Origin of the sequence: Pseudomonas sp. (assembly GCF_050739655.1) — a bacterium.
Lineage (GTDB): Bacteria > Pseudomonadota > Gammaproteobacteria > Pseudomonadales > Pseudomonadaceae > Aquipseudomonas.
In genome coordinates, this window is record NZ_JBOIBY010000180.1 from 1 (window position 1) to 20,086 (window position 20,086).

Annotated in this window: 21 protein-coding genes and 1 pseudogene; 7 read left to right on the top strand and 15 right to left on the bottom strand. The window is 58.8% G+C overall.

Annotated elements, in window-relative coordinates; translation table 11 throughout:
• Nucleotides 1-106, bottom strand: a pseudogene (locus ACRESJ_RS08670) (iron-sulfur cluster insertion protein ErpA); the annotation flags it as partial.
• A gap of 167 nt (nt 107-273) precedes the next feature.
• A complete protein-coding gene (gene argC, locus ACRESJ_RS08675) occupies nt 274-1,308 on the bottom strand; it encodes an N-acetyl-gamma-glutamyl-phosphate reductase (RefSeq protein ID WP_056853510.1) in 1,035 nt (344 codons plus the stop codon).
• A gap of 135 nt (nt 1,309-1,443) precedes the next feature.
• Between argC and hemJ the strand changes: the two genes are divergently transcribed.
• The 6 genes from hemJ to coq7 all read left to right on the top strand — a co-directional run bounded on the left by hemJ (nt 1,444) and on the right by coq7 (nt 5,959).
• Nucleotides 1,444-1,875, top strand: coding sequence for a protoporphyrinogen oxidase HemJ (gene hemJ / locus ACRESJ_RS08680; RefSeq protein WP_431757542.1), 432 nt, complete (start codon nt 1,444-1,446; stop codon nt 1,873-1,875).
• Between the two features lie 33 nt (nt 1,876-1,908).
• On the top strand, nt 1,909-2,877 hold the full coding sequence (locus ACRESJ_RS08685; RefSeq protein ID WP_431757543.1) for an NAD(P)H-dependent flavin oxidoreductase: 969 nt from the start codon (nt 1,909-1,911) through the stop codon (nt 2,875-2,877).
• Nucleotides 2,878-2,953: 76 nt separating this feature from the next.
• Complete coding sequence (locus tag ACRESJ_RS08690; protein ID WP_431757544.1) at nt 2,954-3,901, top strand: DUF805 domain-containing protein; 948 nt, start codon at nt 2,954-2,956, stop codon at nt 3,899-3,901.
• A gap of 61 nt (nt 3,902-3,962) precedes the next feature.
• Nucleotides 3,963-4,751: an SDR family NAD(P)-dependent oxidoreductase gene (locus tag ACRESJ_RS08695; RefSeq protein WP_431757545.1), complete on the top strand. Its 789-nt coding sequence runs from the start codon at nt 3,963-3,965 to the stop codon at nt 4,749-4,751.
• Nucleotides 4,752-4,831: 80 nt separating this feature from the next.
• Nucleotides 4,832-5,170 carry a histidine triad nucleotide-binding protein gene (locus ACRESJ_RS08700; RefSeq protein WP_008027110.1) on the top strand — a complete coding sequence of 113 codons (339 nt, stop codon included), beginning with the start codon at nt 4,832-4,834 and terminating at the stop codon, nt 5,168-5,170.
• 141 nt (nt 5,171-5,311) lie between these two features.
• Complete coding sequence (coq7, locus tag ACRESJ_RS08705) at nt 5,312-5,959, top strand: 2-polyprenyl-3-methyl-6-methoxy-1,4-benzoquinone monooxygenase (protein WP_431757546.1); 648 nt, start codon at nt 5,312-5,314, stop codon at nt 5,957-5,959.
• A 128-nt stretch (nt 5,960-6,087) separates the two neighbouring features.
• On the opposite strand, the gene ACRESJ_RS08710 is transcribed toward coq7, so the two are convergent.
• Nucleotides 6,088-6,510 (bottom strand): OsmC family protein, encoded by a 423-nt coding sequence (locus ACRESJ_RS08710; RefSeq protein WP_008061600.1) that lies wholly within the window; start codon nt 6,508-6,510, stop codon nt 6,088-6,090.
• A gap of 230 nt (nt 6,511-6,740) precedes the next feature.
• On the opposite strand from ACRESJ_RS08710, the gene crp reads away from it, so the two are divergent.
• Nucleotides 6,741-7,385, top strand: coding sequence for a cAMP-activated global transcriptional regulator CRP (gene crp / locus ACRESJ_RS08715; RefSeq protein ID WP_431757547.1), 645 nt, complete (start codon nt 6,741-6,743; stop codon nt 7,383-7,385).
• Here crp and ACRESJ_RS08720 read toward each other — a convergent pair.
• The 12 genes from ACRESJ_RS08720 to ACRESJ_RS08775 all read right to left on the bottom strand — a co-directional run bounded on the left by ACRESJ_RS08720 (nt 7,382) and on the right by ACRESJ_RS08775 (nt 19,787).
• Complete coding sequence (locus ACRESJ_RS08720; protein WP_431757548.1) at nt 7,382-8,083, bottom strand: lipoate--protein ligase family protein; 702 nt, start codon at nt 8,081-8,083, stop codon at nt 7,382-7,384. The genes crp and ACRESJ_RS08720 overlap by 4 nt on opposite strands.
• A gap of 138 nt (nt 8,084-8,221) precedes the next feature.
• A complete protein-coding gene (gene trpC / locus ACRESJ_RS08725; protein ID WP_431757549.1) occupies nt 8,222-9,058 on the bottom strand; it encodes an indole-3-glycerol phosphate synthase TrpC in 837 nt (278 codons plus the stop codon).
• Nucleotides 9,055-10,104, bottom strand: coding sequence for an anthranilate phosphoribosyltransferase (trpD, locus tag ACRESJ_RS08730; RefSeq protein WP_431757550.1), 1,050 nt, complete (start codon nt 10,102-10,104; stop codon nt 9,055-9,057). Before trpD ends, trpC begins: the two co-directional genes overlap by 4 nt.
• Before the next feature lie 9 nt (nt 10,105-10,113).
• Complete coding sequence (locus tag ACRESJ_RS08735) at nt 10,114-10,707, bottom strand: aminodeoxychorismate/anthranilate synthase component II (RefSeq protein WP_096514722.1); 594 nt, start codon at nt 10,705-10,707, stop codon at nt 10,114-10,116.
• A gap of 114 nt (nt 10,708-10,821) precedes the next feature.
• A complete protein-coding gene (gene trpE / locus ACRESJ_RS08740; RefSeq protein ID WP_431757551.1) occupies nt 10,822-12,303 on the bottom strand; it encodes an anthranilate synthase component I in 1,482 nt (493 codons plus the stop codon).
• Between the two features lie 70 nt (nt 12,304-12,373).
• Entirely contained in the window at nt 12,374-13,192 is an 819-nt protein-coding gene (locus ACRESJ_RS08745) for a phosphoglycolate phosphatase (protein ID WP_431757552.1), read from the bottom strand.
• Nucleotides 13,189-13,863 carry a ribulose-phosphate 3-epimerase gene (gene rpe / locus ACRESJ_RS08750; RefSeq protein WP_053162900.1) on the bottom strand — a complete coding sequence of 225 codons (675 nt, stop codon included), beginning with the start codon at nt 13,861-13,863 and terminating at the stop codon, nt 13,189-13,191. The genes ACRESJ_RS08745 and rpe overlap by 4 nt, the downstream gene beginning before the upstream one ends.
• A 114-nt stretch (nt 13,864-13,977) precedes the next feature.
• Complete coding sequence (locus tag ACRESJ_RS08755) at nt 13,978-15,126, bottom strand: iron-containing alcohol dehydrogenase (RefSeq protein ID WP_431757553.1); 1,149 nt, start codon at nt 15,124-15,126, stop codon at nt 13,978-13,980.
• Nucleotides 15,127-15,302: 176 nt separating this feature from the next.
• A complete protein-coding gene (locus ACRESJ_RS08760) occupies nt 15,303-16,127 on the bottom strand; it encodes an ABC transporter permease (RefSeq protein WP_007910157.1) in 825 nt (274 codons plus the stop codon).
• 12 nt (nt 16,128-16,139) lie between these two features.
• The gene (locus ACRESJ_RS08765) at nt 16,140-17,387 is read right to left on the bottom strand and encodes an ABC transporter permease (protein WP_431757554.1); all 1,248 of its coding nucleotides are present in this window, start codon (nt 17,385-17,387) and stop codon (nt 16,140-16,142) included.
• Nucleotides 17,388-17,570: 183 nt separating this feature from the next.
• The gene (locus ACRESJ_RS08770) at nt 17,571-18,614 is read right to left on the bottom strand and encodes a polyamine ABC transporter substrate-binding protein (RefSeq protein WP_431757555.1); all 1,044 of its coding nucleotides are present in this window, start codon (nt 18,612-18,614) and stop codon (nt 17,571-17,573) included.
• A gap of 48 nt (nt 18,615-18,662) precedes the next feature.
• The gene (locus ACRESJ_RS08775; RefSeq protein WP_431757556.1) at nt 18,663-19,787 is read right to left on the bottom strand and encodes an ABC transporter ATP-binding protein; all 1,125 of its coding nucleotides are present in this window, start codon (nt 19,785-19,787) and stop codon (nt 18,663-18,665) included.
• Between the last annotated feature and the right edge of the window lie 299 nt (nt 19,788-20,086).

A 20,086-nucleotide genomic window follows, 5' to 3' on the forward strand; every position in this document is an offset into this window, starting at 1 on the left:
GCAGCTTCAAGCGATCATTCCCCTCTTCATCGACCAGGCTCTTCACCTTGTGCGCGGCACCGTGGGTGAATTGCAAAGCCGTGGGGGTGAAGGATTCGACGCTCATGCTGACTATCTCCCGGCGTTAGGCCGTCATATTGCGTGATGACGCGCATTATCCGCTTCTCCTAGAAAAGCGGTCAACTATTGTTATGGTATATCAACCAATCCAATCGCCAGGCGCAAAAGCAAAAAGGCCCATTCAATGGGCCTTTTTGTGGTTCAGGATAAAGCCTACGGAAGCATGCCGGCGTGGGACAGGCCCAGACGCTCATCCAGCCCGAACAGGATGTTCATGTTCTGTACTGCCTGACCCGAAGCACCTTTGACCAGGTTATCGATCACCGACAACACCACCACCAGATCACCATCCTGCGGACGATGCACGGCGATGCGGCAGACGTTGGCACCGCGCACACTGCGGGTTTCCGGGTGGCTGCCCGCTGGCATGACGTCGACGAATGGTTCGTTGGCATAGCGCTTTTCAAACAGTGCCTGCAGATCCACCGAGCGATCCACGACCGTTGCGTAGAGCGTCGAGTGAATGCCACGGATCATCGGCGTCAGGTGTGGAACGAATGTCAGGCCGACGTCCTTGCCTGCTGCACGACGCAACCCCTGGCGAATTTCCGGCAAGTGACGGTGACCTTTGACGGCATAGGCTTTCATGCTTTCTGACGTTTCAGAGTACAGCGAACCTACGGAGGCACCACGGCCAGCACCGCTAACGCCGGACTTGCAGTCAGCAATCAGGTGCGAAGCATCCGCCAGGCCCGCTTCGAGCAATGGCAGGAAACCCAATTGCGTAGCGGTCGGATAGCAACCTGGCACAGCGATCAGGCGCGCCTTCTTGATCTGCTCACGGTTGACTTCCGGCAAGCCGTAGACCGCTTCATCCAACAGCTCCGGTGCACCATGCGGTTGGCCGTACCACTTGGCCCACTCATCAGCATCCTGCAAACGGAAGTCCGCCGAGAGATCGATGACCTTGGTGCCAGCCGCCAGCAGTTCGCCCGCCAATGCATGAGCAACGCCGTGGGGCGTGGCGAAGAACACCACGTCGCAGGCACCCAGGGTTTTGATGTCCGGCACGCTGAACGCCAAGCCGTCGTAATGCCCTCGCAGGTTTGGGTACATGTCGGCCACGGCCAGGCCAGCCTCGGATCGGGAAGTGATTACTACCACTTCAGCTTGCGGATGCTGTGCCAACAGACGCAACAGTTCGACACCGGTGTAACCCGTGCCGCCGACGATACCGACCTTGACCATATACCTGCCCTCAACGAACCCACTGGAAAGCCGTCGATAATAGGGGCCGCGCGCCCCTGCGACAACCGTCAAGGTGACGTGCGGACGCTCAAGCCTCTACTATTCCGGCTACCGTGAATCCTGGAATAACTCAAAATGCTCTATCTGTGGCTCAAAGCGCTTCACATCGTCAGCGTCGTCTGCTGGTTTGCCGGCCTGTTTTACCTCCCTCGTCTGTTCGTCTATCACGCTCAAAGCGAAGACACGGTCAGCAAGGAACGCTTCAGCATCATGGAGCGCAAGTTGTATCGGGGCATCATGGGACCGGCCATGATCGCCACGTTGATCTTCGGCGGCTGGCTGATCAGCCTTAACCCGGCCGCGTATTTCAGTCAGGGCGGCTGGATGCACGCCAAATTGACCCTGGTGGTGATACTGATTGGGTATCACCACATGTGCGGCGCGCAAGTGAAACGTTTTGCTCGTGGCGAGAACACCCGCAGCCATGTCTTTTATCGCTGGTTCAATGAAGTGCCAGTTCTGATATTGCTGGCAATCGTAATTCTGGTCGTTGTCCGGCCGTTCTAAATCCAACAGGCATCACTCACCGGGGTACTTCCAATGTCGCTGCCCGCTCTGCTTGAACAACGCTTACGCCTGCCTGTAGTGGCGGCGCCGATGTTCCTGATATCCAACCCACAACTGGTGCTCGCCTGCTGCCGCAATGGCGTAGTGGGCAGTTTCCCCGCGCTGAACCAGCGCGAAAGCAGTGGCTTCAAAGCTTGGCTAGAGGAGATCGAAGCAGCGTTGGCGACACTGGAGAACCCCGCGCCCTATGCGGTGAACCTGATTGTCCATAACAGCAACCCGCGATTGCAGGCAGACCTGGATATCTGCATCGAGCACAAAGTGCCGATCGTGATTACCAGCCTTGGCGCGGTAAAAGAGTTGGTCGATGCCGTCCATGGTTATGGCGGTCTGGTGTTCCATGACGTGACGACCCGACGCCACGCCGAGAAAGCTGCCGAGGCCGGCGTGGATGGCCTGATCGCCGTTGCCGCAGGTGCCGGAGGACATGCAGGGACCTGGAGCCCGTTTTCACTGATCGCCGAAATCCGTCAGTTCTTCGACAAAACCCTGCTCTTGGCCGGTTGCCTGAACCATGGGCACGAGATTCTTGCCGCTCAATTGCTCGGCGCGGATCTGGCCTACTTCGGAACGCGATTTATCGGTACCACCGAAAGTCATGCGCCTGACGCCTACAAAGAGATGTTGCTGACCTCCAGAGCGGCGGACATCGTCCATACTCCAGCGGTCTCGGGTGTGCCGGCGAGTTTCATGCGCCAGAGCCTGGAAGCTGCCGGTTTTGATATGGCGGCGCTACAGAATAAAGGCGACGTTAATTTCGGCTCAAAACTCAAGCCGCTGAGCGATGAAGCCAAAGCGTGGAAAACCGTGTGGTCCGCAGGCCAGGGCGTGGGTGAAATCGACGACTTGCCGAGCGTGGATCAATTGGTAGCGCGTCTTGATGCCGAATATCGCAAGGCGCTGGAGCACGCCGCGCAACTGCCCAAGCGCTGGCCACGCTGAAACAACACCGGGCCAGCCACGCCAGGCTGGCCTACCCTCTCTGAATTCAAACACTCGCGACAAGGATGCCTGGGCAATGAGCGAAAACCGTTTCAAGATCGTGTTCGACGGCGCTCTGCTGCCAGGTGTTGATATCACCACCGCCAAACTCAACCTCGCGGCGCTGTTCAAGAGTGACGTCGCCGCCATCGAGCGCTTGTTCAATGGCCGACCGATCGCACTCAAGCGCGATCTGTCGCACGTTGACGCGCAGACATACCTTCAAGCACTGAAGAACACCGGTATCGATGCCCGCATCGAGTCCGAGCCGTCTATTGAACTGAATCTGTCTGACGTTCACGATCATGCCCCGGCTGCAGAACCCGAATCCCCATACGCACCACCAAGGGCCAGTGTCGGCGAAAGTCTTACGCAATTCGCCACCCTTAAACCCTTCGGCGTGGAAGGACGTATCGGGCGCCTGCGCTTCCTCGCCTGGTCGATGGTACTGAGCCTGGTGACGCTGGCCGTTGTCGGTGTGTTTGCCTTGGTCGGACTGGGGCTCGTGAGCAGCGACTCAACCGCCGGCCTGATCATTGGTGGCATCCTGGCCTTTTTCCTCTGCCTGGCATTCCTCATTGCCAGCATCATGATCACCGTGCAGCGCTTGCACGATATAGGTTGGTCGGGCTGGCTTTGGCTCCTCAACCTCGTGCCGTTCGTGGGCAGTTTCTTCCCTCTATTAATGGTGATGATGCCGGGGACCAACATCGCCAATCGATACGGAGCACCGCCGCCACCCAACAGCACAGCGGTCAAAGTCCTGTCGTCGTTATGGTTGGTGTTGATCGCTCTGCTTATCGTCGGCGCACTGGCGGGCGGTATCACGGCTATTCAGGAAGAATACGAAACCACCCTGGAAAGCAGCTACCAAAGCGGCTCGGTCACCACTGACGAAATTGAAATCGAGACCGAACCTGACGCAAATTCAGCCGCCGATGCAGCCGAAGACACCCAGCCCCCTGTAGACTCTGCGAAAGAATGAACAGCGCTCCCCGCCCGTGACACCCGAGTCGCGGCGCGGAGCTGTTGCGATGGAGAACTGCATGACCCGTTACGCTCTGATCACTGGCGCTTCCAGCGGTATCGGCCTGGCGATGGCTGAAGCGTTGGCCCGGCGCGGCCGCAACCTGCTTCTGGTGGCCCGACAGCGTGATCAGCTGGAAAGTATTGCGACTGAACTGACACAGCGGTTTGGCGTGGAAGTGTTGTTCCGCGCTTGCGACCTGGGCGAACCACTGCGCCTCTCCGGGTTTCTGCTGGAGCTGGAAGAGGGTGATCGCCACATCGATTTGCTGGTCAACTGTGCCGGCATCGGCACGTGCGGTCCGTTCCTGGCGCAGGACTGGATGACCGAGCAGGACCTGATCGAAGTCAACATCCTCGCACTCACGCGTCTGTGCCACGCCATCGGCAACAGCATGGCGCTGCAAGGCGGCGGGCAGATTCTGAACGTTGCCTCGGTCGCCGCCTTCCATCCCGGCCCATGGATGAGCACCTACTACGCAAGCAAGGCTTATGTGCTGCACTTTTCCGAAGGGTTGCGCGTCGAGCTGAAAAAGTGCGCGGTAAAGGTCTCCGTGCTTTGTCCCGGCCCTACCCGCACCGGCTTTTTCCGCACCGCACAGTTGAACGCCGACAAACTGGCCGACAGCAAGTTGCTGATGTCTGCGCAAGAAGTGGCCCTCTACACCGTGCGGGCCCTGGAGAAAAACCGCGCCATTATTATTCCCGGACGGCGCAACCGATGGTTCGCCGCCCTTCCCCGCTTCGGCTCACGCTGGCTGATCCGGACAATCACAGGAATGGTCAACAAGGCTTATTGCCCGCGTTGACCGGTCAGCAAGTTAATCGCTGGGCTCGGACATAACCCATGAGTACACTCAGGCCAGCCCAAACAACGGAGAAAACAGCTGTGGATACTCTGTTCACCAAGATCATTAACCGGGAAATCCCGGCGAAGATCATTTACGAGGACGACCAGGTACTGGCCTTCCACGACATCGCTCCACAGGCACCGGTGCATTTTCTGGTGATCCCGAAGAAACCGGTGCGTACCCTCAACGACCTGACCGAGGACGACAAGGCATTGGCCGGACACATCCTGTTCACAGCTCAGCGCTTGGCCCTGGAACTGGGTTGTGAAAAAGGGTTCCGCGTTGTCATGAACTGCAATGAAGAAGGTGGGCAGACCGTCTATCACATTCATATGCACGTACTGGGTCAGCGCCAGATGCACTGGCCGCCGGGCTGATAGCAATAATCTGCGGAAGCGGCGCAATGTCGCTTCCGCAAAAGCATCACAGCTTTGTCATGGCAGCTGCTTCACAATGACCCAGCGCAAACCTTCCCCGGCCGAGTTAAACTGGCCGCCGAGATTCTTCCGGAGGTCAGCATGACTACCCAACGTCACTACTCGCCCATTGACCGCCTTCTGCTGCAAGCCGACGCCGCGATGCGTACTTTACTGCCCTTCAGTGGCCAACCGTACCGCCCGTCGCCCGCCATCGTGCAGCCGGATGTGAAGCTGAGCGACGAAGATACCCGCCACGTTGCCGGCCTGATGCGCATCAACCACACCGGCGAAGTCTGCGCCCAGGCGCTGTATCAAGGACAGGCACTGACCGCCAAGCTGCCGCAAGTGCGCGCCGCCATGGAGCATGCCGCCGAAGAAGAAATCGATCATCTGGTGTGGTGCGAGCAACGCATCCATCAACTGGGCAGCCACACCAGCATTCTCAATCCGCTGTTCTATGGCATGTCGTTCGGGATTGGCGCCGTGGCCGGGCTGATCAGCGACAAAGTCAGCCTGGGGTTCGTTGCGGCAACCGAAGACCAGGTGTGCAAACACTTGTACGAACACCTTGAGCAACTACCGGCTGAAGATGAAAAGTCTCGGGCGATTCTTGAGCAGATGCGCATTGATGAAGAGCAGCACGCGGAAAGTGCGTTGGACGCTGGTGGTTTTCGCTTTCCGGCACCGGTGAAGTTTGGGATGAGTTTGATGGCCAAGGTGATGACCAAGAGTACTTATCGGATCTGAGGTCAGGGTTGTCTGATAGGGTCTCATCGCGAGCGAGCTCGCTCCCACAGGGACAGCATTCCAGAAATAAAAAAGGCGACTACCGTGGGGTAGTCGCCTTTTTTGTAGCACCTCTTCGCAATGTCGATTCAACCGAGCTCGATGATTTCGTAGTCATGGGTGATCTCGACACCTGCCGCGCCAAGCATGATCGATGCCGAGCAATATTTTTCGGCAGACAGCTCGATGGCACGCTTGACCTGGGCTTCCTTCAAGCCGCGACCCTTGACCACAAAGTGCATGTGGATCTTGGTGAAGACCTTTGGATCTTCAGTCGCGCGCTCGGCTTCGAGAAAGGCTTCGCAGCTCTCGACGGCCTGACGGGACTTCTTGAGGATGCTGACCACGTCGAAATTGCTGCAACCGCCTACACCCAGCAGGAGCATTTCCATTGGCCGAACACCCAGGTTGCGACCGCCTGCATCGGGCGGACCGTCCATGACCACGACATGACCGCTACCGGATTCGCCGAGGAACATGGCTTCGCCAGCCCATTGGATGCGTGCCTTCATCGCCAAGACTCCACTGTATAAAAAGGGTCGCCAGCTTAGCACAGCCCTTTGGAATGACAGCGCTTGGGCTGCATAGGACGGATCCATCTACCTTGTAGGTAATTTCTCGAATATTGCAGGAAGTGTCTGTTAAGCTGACGCCAATTCGCTGACGCATGGCCGGCCTTTGCTGCGGCTTGCGCATCCATAAAAAAATCAAACATACCGTGCAGTTTTTTCGGGATACAACCATGGTTGCTATTGCCCCCACACACAAGATCAAGAACCTCGACAAGCTGCTGATGCATTGTCAGCGTCGTCGCTATCCAGCCAAGAGCAATATCATTTGCGCCGGTGACCGTTCGGAGACGCTGTTTTTCATCATTAAAGGTTCAGTCACCATCCTGATCGAAGATGACGACGGCCGGGAAATGATCATCGCGTACCTTAACACTGGCGACTTCTTCGGCGAGCTGGGCTTGTTTGAGCAAGCAGGTCTGGAGCAGGAGCGTAGCGCCTGGGTGCGGACCAAGGTCGAATGCGAAGTGGCGGAAATCAGCTACGCAAAATTCCGCGAATTGTCGCAACAGGATCCAGACATTCTTTACGTACTCAGCGGACAAATCGCACAACGCTTGCGTAACACTACCCGCAAGGTAGGTGATCTGGCGTTTTTCGACGTGACTGGCCGTGTCGCGCGCTGTCTGTTGGAGTTGTGCAAACAGCCAGACGCAATGACCCACCCCGACGGTATGCAGATCAAGGTGACCCGTCAGGAAATCGGGCGGATTGTCGGGTGTTCGCGGGAGATGGTCGGTCGCGTGCTCAAGGATCTGGAAGAACGCAACCTGGTGGACGTCAAGGGCAAGACCATGGTGGTCTTTGGCACGCGTTAAGCGCTGAACATCTGCTCAAGCATCAGCCGGTAAAGCTCGTCGAGGCGCCCCAGCGCATCTGGCGGCGTGAACTTCTCATGCAGGGCGATGTGACTTTCGGCACGTACGCGCTGCTCCAGATCGCAGGCCTCGTTGAAGCGATTGACCGCTGCAACCATCGACTCGCGCTCGTTATCGAGCAACATCGCACCGTGCACCAGCCCTACCGGACGCTGGCCGCCCTGACTCTGGCGCCAGCGCTGGGCGGTGCCGACCATCTTGCGTCCGTCGAGGTTGACGTTGAAACGCCCATCGCAGAACGCACCCTCGATTTCGCCCAGGGAAGAAGTACCTCCCAACTCATCCAGCAACTGACAGATCGGATCGCACAGACGCCGATAACCGGATTCGATGCGATTGAGGTCACCTTCGCTGCGTGGCGGTGCGTAAACCAGGGCGATGTTGATCGTCGAGGCCGATTGCGGCACCGGCTCACCGCCCGTCTCGCGCAACAGCACAGGCCAACCGGCAGCGGCAGAGACTTCGCAAGCGTGTTCGAAGCCAGGAAGGCGATTCAAACGGCGTGGCATTACCAGAGCCCGATCGCTTGGCTGCCAGAACAGCAGGCCAAACTCCGCATCGCCGGCACAGACCGAGGCCAGCAAATCCTGTTCGGCTTGCAGGCCGGCTTCGATGGTCAGGGAGATAGGTAGCGACATGGGCAGCTCCAGCATTCGGGAATATTGAAGGCCTCTTCGCGAGCAAGCCCGCTCCCACATTAGACCGCATGTAAATGTGGGAGCGGCGGTGCGACGATTCGACTTGCTCGCGAAAAGGGCACCTCAGTCTGACTATATTCAGTCGAGGGTCGAACCACTTACCGGAACACCACGCTCCGGGAAGAACAGACGCTGCAACTCGGTACCCGGGCTTTCGGCGCGCATGAACGCTTCGCCGACCAGGAACGCGTAGACGTCGCTGATTTCCATCAACTCAACGTCGGCGCGGTTGAGGATGCCGCTCTCGGTGATCACCAATCGATCGCGCGGAATACGCGGCAACAGGTCGAGAGTGGTTTCCAGGCTGACGTCGAAGGTGTGCAAATTACGGTTGTTGATCCCCACCAATGGCGTGTCGAGGGTTTTCAATGCCCGCTCCAGTTCATCGCCATCATGGACTTCCACCAGTACATCAAGGCCGACGCCTTTGGCCACCGAAGCCAGTTCAGCCATCTTCACGTCATCCAGAGCGGAAACGATCAACAGCACGCAATCGGCGCCCAGCGCGCGGGCCTCGACGATCTGGTAAGGATCGATCATGAAATCCTTACGGATCACCGGCAGTTTGCACGCCGCGCGGGCTTGCTGCAGGTACGCATCTGCACCCTGGAAGTAATCGATGTCAGTGAGCACCGACAAACAGGTCGCGCCGCCTTTCTCGTAGCTTTTGGCGATGTCGGCAGGAACGAAGTTCTCGCGAATCACACCTTTGCTCGGCGAAGCTTTTTTGATTTCAGCGATGACTGCCGGCTGTTTCAGCTTGGCCTGAGCCAGCAGTGCCTTGGCAAAACCACGGGGTGCATCGGCCGCCTTGGCCAGATTTTCCAGCTCGGCGAGGCTGACGCGAGCACTACGCTCTGCAACTTCCTCGACCTTGCGCGCCAGAATCTTTTCCAGAACCGTCGGCACACTCATCCCTCATTCTCCACTTTGAATACCGCGGTAAATGCACCCAGCTCCTCGAGTTTTTCCCGAGCCAGACCGGTATGCAGCGCATCGTGCGCCAGGGCAACGCCCTCTTTCAAACTGCTGGCATGGTCGGCAGCGTACAAAGCGGCGCCGGCATTGAGCATGATCATCTCTGCCGCTTTCTGACCGTTTTCAGTCTTGCGCTTGCCCAAGGCATCGCGAATCAACTCAAGGGATGCCGCCGGGCTGTCCACCGCCAAGCCATGAAGACTTTGGCTTTTCATACCCAGATCTTCCGGCTCGACCCAATACTCAGTGATCTGGTCATTTTTCAGTTCCGCGACAAAAGTCGGTGCCGCCAAGCTGAATTCATCCAGACCATCTTTCGAATGCACTACCAGTACGTGCTTGCTACCCAGACGCTGCAGCACTTCAGCCAAGGGCCGGCACAATGCCTGGGTGAACACGCCCACTACCTGATGTTTCACACCGGCCGGATTCGTAAGCGGGCCAAGCATGTTGAACAGCGTACGCAGCCCCAGATCCTTGCGCGGACCCGCTGCGTGCTTCATGGCGCTGTGGTGGGTCTGGGCAAACATGAAACCGATGCCGACGTTGTCGATGCAACGCGCTACCTGCACCGGCGTCAGGTTCAGGTAGATACCCGCCGCCTCCAGCAGATCCGCACTGCCACTTTTGCCCGATACCGCACGGTTACCGTGCTTGGCCACGGTGCAACCGGCTGCCGAGACGACGAACGCGGATGCGGTCGACACGTTGAAGATATTGGCACCGTCACCGCCGGTGCCCACCACATCGACCACGCCGTCAAGGGTCTTGAGTTCGACTTTGTTCGCCAACTCACGCATTACGGATACCGCGCCAACGATTTCGTCGATGCTCTCGCTCTTCATGCGCATGGCCATCATGAACGCGCCGATCTGCGCGTCAGAGCATTGGCCAGTCATGATTTCGCGCATCACATCGCGCATTTCTTCAGTGCTGAGGTCGAGGTGATCGACGATACGGCCCAGGGCTGTCTTGATATTCATGAGTAGTCCTTAGCGCGTGCCGCCGGTTTGTTTGAGGAAGTTGGCAAACAGTTCGTGGCCCTGTTCGGTCAGGATCGACTCAGGGTGAAACTGCACGCCTTCGATGTTCAGAGTCTTGTGGCGCAGGCCCATGATCTCGTCGACCGAGCCGTCTTCGAGCTGAGTCCATGCGGTCAGCTCGAGGCAATCAGGCAAGGTTTCGCGTTTGACGATCAATGAATGATAGCGCGTGACTGTCAGCGGATTGTTCAGGCCTTCGAAGACACCTTTGTCTTCGTGGAACACCGGGCTCGTCTTGCCGTGCATCACCTGACGGGCGCGGACGACATCGCCGCCAAATGCCTGACCGATGGATTGATGACCCAGGCACACGCCAAGAATCGGCAGTTTGCCGGCGAAATGTTTGATGACGTCAATCGAGACGCCGGCTTCGGTTGGAGTGCATGGACCGGGCGAGACGACGATGCGCTCAGGGTTGAGGGCTTCGATTTCGGCAACGGTGAGTTCATCGTTGCGCACGACTTTGACCTGGGAGCCCAGCTCACCAAGGTATTGCACAACGTTGTAGGTAAAAGAGTCGTAGTTATCGATCATCAGCAACATGGCGTTAAGAACCTCTTGAATTCACTGACTACTAATACGGCCTTCGGATGAATGGCCCGCAGCGTCCAGCGCTTGATCGCTCAAGGCGGCCGGCATACGGGCTGCGCTCATCGGTCAGCCTTGCGGAGTTTGTTCAGCCAGGGCCACGGCACGGAACATCGCGCGGCGCTTGTTCAGGGTTTCTTCCCATTCCAGCGCCGGCACCGAGTCGGCGACGATGCCGCCACCGGCTTGCACGTGCAGTTCGCCGTTCTTGATCACCGCCGTACGGATCGCAATGGCGGTGTCCATGTTGCCGTTCCAGGCGAAATAGCCGACGGCACCGCCGTAGACTCCGCGCTTGACCGGTTCCAGCTCGTCGATGATTTCCATCGCACGGATTTTCGGCGCGCCGGACAAGGTACCCGCCGGCAGGATCGCCCGCAGCGCGTCCATCGCGGTCAGGCCTTCCTTCAATTGGCCGGTGACGTTGGACACGATGTGCATGACGTTGGAGTAACGCTCGATGACCATTTTTTCGGTGAGTTTCACCGAACCGATTTCCGACACACGACCGGTGTCGTTGCGACCCAGGTCAATCAGCATCAGGTGTTCGGCGATTTCCTTGTCATCCGACAGCAGATCTTTTTCCAGCGCCAGATCTGCTTCTTCGTTGGCCCCGCGTGGGCGAGTGCCGGCAATCGGGCGCACGGTAATCAGATTGTCTTCGACGCGCACCAGCACTTCGGGTGAACTGCCGACGACATGGAAGTCGCCGAAGTTGAAGAAGTACATGTAAGGCGTCGGGTTGAAGCAACGCAGCGCGCGGTACAGATCGATCGGTGCAGCCTTGAAGTCGATCGACATGCGCTGGGACGGCACAACCTGCATGCAGTCACCCGCCAGGATGTATTCCTTGATGGTGTCGACGGCTTTTTTGTAATCGTCCTGGGTGAAGCTGGAACGGAACACCGGATCAGCCGATTGTTGCTTGCTGAAATCCAGGCCACGGCGCGGGGTGATCGGCTGGCGAAGTTTTTCCAGCAACTCTTCCAGGCGCGCCCGACCTTGTTCGAAAGCATCCTCCTGCGCCGGGTCGGCCAGGACGATCGCGTGCATTTTGCCGGCAAGGTTGTCGAACACGACGACCGCATCGGACACCATCAAGAGAATGTCCGGCACACCCAGCGGATCCGGATTCGGGCATTTGCCCAGACGTTTTTCCACATAGCGCACGCAGTCGTAACCGAAATAACCCACCAGGCCGCCGTTGAAGCGCGGCAGGCCGGCGATGGTCGGCACGTTGTAGCGGGCCTTGAAGGCTTCGACGAAGGCCAATGGGTCTTCGACGTCATGGCTTTCGGTCTCGACGCCATCGACGGTTACGCTGACATGGTGGTCGTGAACCCGCAGCACGGTGCGGCACGGCAGACCGATGATCGAGTAACGGCCCCATTTCTCGCCGCCCTGTACGGACTCGAGCAAGTAGGAGTTGGGTTCGTCGGCCAATTTCAGGTAGATCGACAGCGGCGTGTCGAAGTCGGCCAGAGTTTCGCAGGCAAGCGGGATGCGGTTATAGCCGGCAGCGGCCAAACGCAGGAATTCTTCGCGGATCATGATGTGCCTCGTGGCTTGAGGGTCTAACAGTCAGGTATGCAAACGCGCCGGATAACCGGCCAGGAATAAGTCAGGCGCGCCAACGCCAGCGGGCCAGGGCCTTGATGACTTTCATCCAGAGTTTGCGAGTGACCACCACGATGGAGTTTCCAGGAGGGGATTGAACAGCGTCGGGCAACGGTATCTCAGCGGCAAGATCCAGGCAACCGGGAATTAGCTTGCGCAGATCATCGATCACCAGCGCCGGCGACTCTTCGGCAATCGGACGGCCATGGTTATAGCCGTAGCTGAGCGCCACGCACTTGACCCCTGCCGCCTTCGCCGCCAGCACGTCGCTGCGCGAATCGCCAACGAACAACGATTGCGACGCCGGAACGTTGGTCATTTTCATGACGAAAAACAGCGCGGCTGGGTCTGGTTTTTTCTGTGGCAAGGTGTCACCACCGATGATCAATCGGAAGTAACGGCCGATTTTCATCTGATCGAGCAGCGGCGCGACGAAGCGCTCGGGCTTGTTGGTGATCAGGGCCATTTCGACACCCTGCTTATGCAGCCATTTCAGGGTATCGCGCACACCGGGGTAAACCACGGTCAACTCGTGACCGGCTTCATAAAACTCATTGAACAGTTCAAGAGCATGCTCGGCTTCAACCTCATCGACTCCCTCGCCGTCGATGTGGTTGGCCAAGGCCCGGCGCACCAGCATGTGTACGCCGTTGCCCACCCACTCGCGCACCGATTCGATGCCTGCGGGTTGACGCCCGAGCTTGAGCAGCATGTTGTCCACAGCTGCCGCAAGATCAGGCACCGAATCGATCAACGTGCCATCCAGATCGAACATCACCAGCTTGGGCAGACTTCCCGGGAACAGCTGCTCAAAACCACTCATGGGCGAGCCAGCGCCAGTTCGGAGCGCATCTTGTCGATGACTTCCTGATAGTTCGGCGCATTGAAGATGGCCGAGCCGGCGACAAAGGTGTCAGCACCGGCAGCGGCGATTTCACGGATGTTGTTCACGTTCACGCCGCCGTCGATTTCCAGGCGGATGTCGCGACCGGACGCATCGATCAAAGCACGCGCCTCACGCAGCTTGTCGAGGGTGCCGGGGATGAACTTCTGACCGCCAAAGCCTGGGTTGACGCTCATCAGCAGGATCATGTCGACCTTGTCCATCACGTACTTGAGCACGTCCAGCGGGGTCGCCGGGTTGAACACAAGGCCTGACTTGCAGCCGCCCTCGCGGATCAGTTGCAGGGAGCGATCGACATGCTGGGTGGCTTCCGGGTGGAAGGTGATGTAGGTCGCGCCGGCTTCGATGAAGTCACCGACGATACGGTCCACCGGGCTGACCATCAGGTGAGCGTCGATCGGCGCGGTCACGCCATACTTGCGCAGTGCCGCACAGACCATCGGGCCGATGGTCAGGTTAGGCACGTAGTGATTGTCCATGACATCGAAGTGCACGAAATCGGCGCCAGCGGCCAGGACATTGTCCACTTCTTCACCCAGGCGGGCGAAGTCGGCGGAGAGAATCGACGGAGCAATTACGAAGGGCTGCATGACGCACCTTTTCTGAGCTAAATCACGATGGCGCGCATTGTAGCCTCATGCTTTGGCGCGCGCACCGTGAGCGCGATGATTGGGCTTTGCCATCATCCTTGAACAGCGTCGAACCTAGTAAGCCGCGCGATAGATCTTTTCGATATCACGGGCATTCAGTTTGCGCGGGTTGTTGCGCATCAGGCGCTCGATCCCCGCCGCTTCCTCGGCCATGGCCGGGATGGCCGCTTCGGGTACCCCGAAACTGCGCAGGCCCTGTGGAATTTCCACTGCAGCACACAATTCGGCCATGGCTGCCACGGCCTTGTCGGCCGCTTCATTGGCACTCAAGTGAGCGGTCTGCACACCCATGGCCACGGCAATATCCTGCATCCGTTCAACGCAGGCCATCTTGTTCCAGGTCATGACATAAGGCAGTAACAAGGCATTGCTCACGCCGTGGGCAATGTTGAATCGCCCTCCCAACGGATAGGCCAGCGCATGCACGGCGCCGACCCCGGCATTGCCGAATGCCATGCCGGCCATCAGGCTGGCGGTGGCCATGTCTTCCCGGGCCTGAAGGTTGGACGGGTTGGCGTAGGCCTTGGGCAATGCCTTGGCAATCAGTTTGATCGCGCCAATGGCCAGCGAATCGGTAATCGGCGACGCGTTGACCGACAGATAGGATTCGATGGCATGCACTAGGGCATCGACACCACTGGCCGCCGTGACGCCGCGCGGGCAAGTCAGGGTCATCTGCGGGCTGACAAGCGCCACATCTGGCAGCAAGTAGTCACTGACAATGCCCTTCTTCAATTGCGCGACCTTGTCGGAGAGGATGGCCACGTTGGTCACTTCCGAGCCGGTACCCGCGGTAGTCGGGATCGCAATCAGCGGCGGGCCTTTGCGTGGCACCTGGTCGACACCCAACAGATCCTCCAGCGCCCCGTGGTAGCCGGCGTATGCCGCAACGCTCTTGGCGATATCGATGGCACTGCCGCCGCCCAGGCCAATCAGGCCGTCATGCCCACCTTCCCGATACACCTGCATGCAGTCTTCGACGATGGCAATTTCCGGATCGGGGAGCACACGATCGAAGATGTCGTAAGTCCGCCCACCCAACTGCGCCAGCGCCAGCTCTACGGTGCCGGACTTGACCAGGGCGGCGTCGGTGACGATCAGTGGATTATCTATGTCCAGGCGTGACAGCTCGACGGACAGTTGCTCGATGGCACCTACGCCGGTGATCAGTTTGTGAGCGATTTTGAAGGAGGAAAGACTCATGTGCGCAGCCTCTTATAGATGTGGGAGCTGGGCACAAAGAGTAGTCGGGGATTGGGTGTTGTCTGCCATTCAGGTGGTGAATGACTGTAGGAGCTGCCGAAGGCTGCGATCTTTTGATTTTTTAGGATCAAGATCAAAAGATCGCAGCCTTCGGCAGTTCCTACAGGCGCTTTGCGTCAGACCTGCGCAGTACGCAATTTCTCGCTGCGGCCACGCAGCCACTCCAGCGTGAGCAGCAGGATTACCGAGAAGGCAATCAGCAAGGTCGCGGCCGCGGCAATGGTCGGGCTGAGGTTTTCGCGAATGCCGCTGAACATCTGCCGTGGCAAGGTCGCTTGCTCGGGGCCGGCGAGGAACAATGTCACCACCACTTCATCGAACGAGGTGGCGAAGGCGAACAACGCACCGGAAATCACGCCAGGTGCGATCAGCGGCAAGGTCACCCGACGGAACGCGGTCAGCGGCGAGGCACCGAGGCTGGCTGCCGCCCGCACCAGATTGTGGTTGAAGCCCTGCAACGTCGCCGACACGGTGATGATCACGAACGGCACACCTAACACCGCATGCACCACGATCAGCGAGAAGAAGCTGTTACCCAGGCCCAATGGCGCAAAGAACAGATAACTGGCCACGCCGATGATCACCACGGGCACCACCATCGGGGAAATCACCAGCGCCATGACCAGCGCCTTGCCCGGGAAGTCGCCGCGGGTCAGGCCGATGGCCGCCAGCGTGCCGAATACCATGGCCAGCACGGTGGCCGCCGGTGCAACGATGATGCTGTTCTTCAGCGCACGCATCCACTCCGCCGACGCGAAGAAGTCGTGGTACCACTGCAGCGAGAAGCCCTGCAGCGGGTACACCAGGAAACTGCCCGAGTTGAACGACAGCGGAATGATTACCAGCACCGGCAGAATCAGGAACAACAGAATCAGGCCGCAGAGAATCCGCAAGCTGTAGAACCAGACCCGCTCAATGGGCGACATATAAGGACTCAGCATTTCATTTCTCCCTTAGCCCAGACGCAGGCGGCTCGCGCCCACCAGCCAGCTGTAAATCAGATAAAGCACCACGGTCGCCAGGAGCAACAGGCCGCCGAGCGCAGTCGCCATGCCCCAGTTGATGCTGGTGTTGGTGTAGAAGGCCACGAAGTAGCTGACCATCTGATCGTTCGGGCTACCCAGCAACGCCGGGGTGATGTAGTAGCCAATGGCGAGGATGAACACCAACAGGCACCCGGCACCGACGCCGGCATAGGTCTGCGGAAAGTACACCTTCCAGAAACTGGCGAACGGATGGCAGCCCAGGGAAATGGCGGCACGCATGTAGGTCGGCGAGATGCCTTTCATCACGCTATAAATCGGCAGGATCATGAACGGCAGCAGGATATGCACCATCGAGATGTAGACACCGACGCGGTTGAACACCAGTTCTAGCGGTTTATCGATGATGCCCATGGCCATCAGGCCGCTGTTGATCAGGCCACCCGATTGAAGCAAGACGATCCACGCCGCGACTCGCACCAGGATCGAAGTCCAGAACGGCAGCAGTACCAGGATCATCAGCAGGTTGCTTTGGCGCGATGGCAGGTTGGCCAGCAGATAAGCCAGTGGGTATGCCAGCACCAGGCAGATCACGGTGATGATCAGGCCCATCCAGAACGTGCGGGCAAAGATGTCCAGGTAGATCGCCTGGTCCGGTGTGGCCGGGGCCAGTTCACCGAGGTCGTCGATGCGATGATCGACGGCGGCCAACAGGTAATACGGTGTGATACTGCTGGTGTTGCGGCGTACCGCTTGCCAGTAGGCCGGATCGCCCCAGCGCTCATCGAGCCCTTCCAGCGCTTCCTTATAAGAGGTCGGCTCGGTGGCGAGCGGCAAGGCGCGGGCAGTTTTGGTTAGAAGGCTGCGATAGCCAGCCAGTTCCATGTTCAGGCGTTTGGACAAATCGCCCAGGGTCTGATTCTTGCGGGCTTCGGCGAGGTCTTCAGCGGCCGCTTTGTAAACCGGTTCAGCGGGCAGGCCTCGGCCGTCCCAATTGGCGATGGCCGACACCGTGCGCGGCATGCCGCCGACCACTTCCGGGTTACCAACACTTTTGTAGAGCAGCGCCACGATCGGCACCAGGAACACCAACAACAGAAACAGCACCAGCGGCGCGATCAGCGCCTGGGCCTTCCAGCGGTTGACCCGCTCGGCATGCTTGAGCCGCTGCTTCAAGGTGGGGTCAGTGCCCGCGTTCACGGGAACGGCGATAGCCATGGCGTACTCCGGAAATCTTTGATCGTTGCAGAGGCAGAGTGCTGCCTCGAACTATTTGGTGCTGATCGTTCCCACGCTCTGCGTGGGAACGCATTCAGTGACGCTCTGCGTCACAGGGACGCGGAGCGTCCCGGGTGGCATTCCCACGCAAAGCGTGGGAACGATCATCCGGTGTACCGCCGCTTATTTCGCAGCCCAGGCGTTGAAGCGCTGTTCCAGTTGCTCGCCGTTGTCAGCCCAGAAGCTGACGTCGATCTGTACCTGGTTGGCGATGTTTTCCGGGGTGGTCGGCATGTCTTTCAGGACATCCTTGGCCAACAGCGGTACGGCTTGGGTGTTGGCCGGGCCGTAGGCGATGTTTTCCGAGTAGGTCTTCTGCTGCTGCGGTTGTACCGAGAAGGCGATGAACTTCTTCGCCGCTTCAGCGCGCTTGGCATCCAGACCTTTCGGAATGGCCCATGCGTCGAAGTCATAGATGCCGCCGTTCCACACCACTTTCAGGTTGCTTTCTTTTTGCACGGCAGCGATGCGACCGTTGTAGGCCGAGCTCATGACCACGTCGCCAGAGGCCAGGTATTGCGGCGGTTGTGCGCCGGCTTCCCACCACTGGATGTTTGGCTTGAGTTCATCGAGTTTCTTGAACGCGCGATCCTGGCCGTCTTTGCCGGCCAGCACTTTGTAGACGTCTTTTGGCGCAACGCCGTCGGCCATCAATGCGAATTCCAGGGTGTACTTGGCGCCTTTACGCAGGCCACGCTTGCCCGGGAATTGCTTGGTGTCCCAGAAATCCGCCCAGCTGGTCGGCGCGGTTTTCAGCTTGTCGGCGTTGTAGGCCAACACGGTCGACCACACGAAGAAGCCCACACCGCAGGGCTGGATGGCGCCCTTGACGTAGTCTTCGGTCTTGCCGAACAAAGCAGGGTCAAGCTGCTCGAACATGTCCTCATCGCAACCGCGGGACAGTTCCGGCGACTCTACTTCCACCAGGTCCCAGGACACGCTCTTGGTGTCGACCATGGCCTTGACCTTGGCCATTTCACCGTTGTATTCGCCTGCCACGATCTTGCCGTTGCCTGCCGCTTCCCACGGTGCATAGAAGGCTTTGACCTGAGCCGCCTTGTTCGCCCCGCCAAAGGACACCACGGTCAGGTCCGGGCCTGCGGCCATTGCGCTCGCAGCCCCCATCATGCCCAGTGCTAAAGCGGTGAATTTCAGGGATCTCAACATTTATTGTTCTCTCCACGTGCAGGGTTGGTGTTGTTGCAGCCGGGGCGATCAGTTCGCCTCTAGAATGGGATCGAGCGCGCGTACGTGTTCGATCTGCCAGCCAAGCGGAACCACGTCGCCGACCGCGAGCGCAGGATCGAGCTCGGCAATCGGTTGTTTCACGAAGAAGTCGGTCTTGCCGCAGACTTCCAGGCGAACCCGGACGTGGTCGCCCAGATAGATGAATTCCGCGACCCGTCCCGAGAAGCGGTTGATGCACGACTCGCTGGAGCCATTGAGGCTCACGCGCTCCGGGCGAATGGACAAGGTCACGGGCTCGCCGGTCTTGCCGACGTTTACCGCCAGGGCTTCAACTTTTTCACCGCGCCCAAGTTCCACGATGCAGCGGTCGCCAGTCTGGCTGTGCAGACGGCCGTTGAGACGGTTGTTCTCGCCGATGAAGTTGGCGACGAAGGTGTTTTTCGGCTCTTCATACAGCGTGCGCGGAGGCGCGATCTGCTGGATCTCGCCCTGATGGAAAACCGCCACGCGGTCGGACATGGTCAGGGCTTCGCCCTGGTCGTGGGTCACGTAGACCACAGTCACACCCAGGCGCTGGTGCAGGTGCTTGATTTCCATCTGCATGTGTTCGCGCAGCTGTTTGTCGAGCGCGCCCAGAGGTTCGTCCATCAGCACCAGCTGCGGCTCGAACACCAGTGCTCGGGCCAATGCCACACGCTGCTGCTGCCCACCGGAAAGCTGCGCCGGGTAACGCTGAGCAAAAGCATCGAGTTGCACCATGCTCAGTACACGCTTGACCTTGTCGCTGACATCGCTCTTGTTCAAGCCGCGCACACTCAGCGGGAACGCCAGGTTCTCGGCGACCGTCATGTGCGGGAACAACGCGTAGTTCTGGAACACCATGCCGATATCGCGCTTGTGCGGCGGCACGTTGTTGATGGAACGCCCGGCCAGCAGGATTTCACCCGCGGTCGGTGTTTCGAAACCGGCGAGCATCATCAGGCTGGTGGTCTTGCCGGAGCCGGATGGCCCGAGCAAGGTGAGGAATTCGCCTTTGCGAATGTCCAGGTTGAGGTCTTTGACGATCAGGTTCTCGCCGTCGTAGCTCTTCTGCACTCCACGAAAGCTGACCAGAACATCATTGGCCCCTGCGCTTGAATCGACCTGGCTCATACCCACACCTTTGTTGTTGATGACTGCTGTGGACTAAGCCTAGTGGACGCTGTAGACCACGCAAATCGGGGCGCAGGAGAGAATCGCCTCAGCAGGATGGAAGGTTGGGGGTAGGGATTGCCCTACAAGGATGGCGCGATTTGATAAATGTGGTGGCGAGCGGCGAGCGGCAAGCCACAAGAAGAGGCAATAGCGTTGAATCAGGTATGTCGCAAATGAACAAATTGACGCGCCCCCCCGTAGGAGCTGCCGCAGGCTGCGATCTTTTCAGCACCCTCAGGTTTGCTGAAGATCAAAAG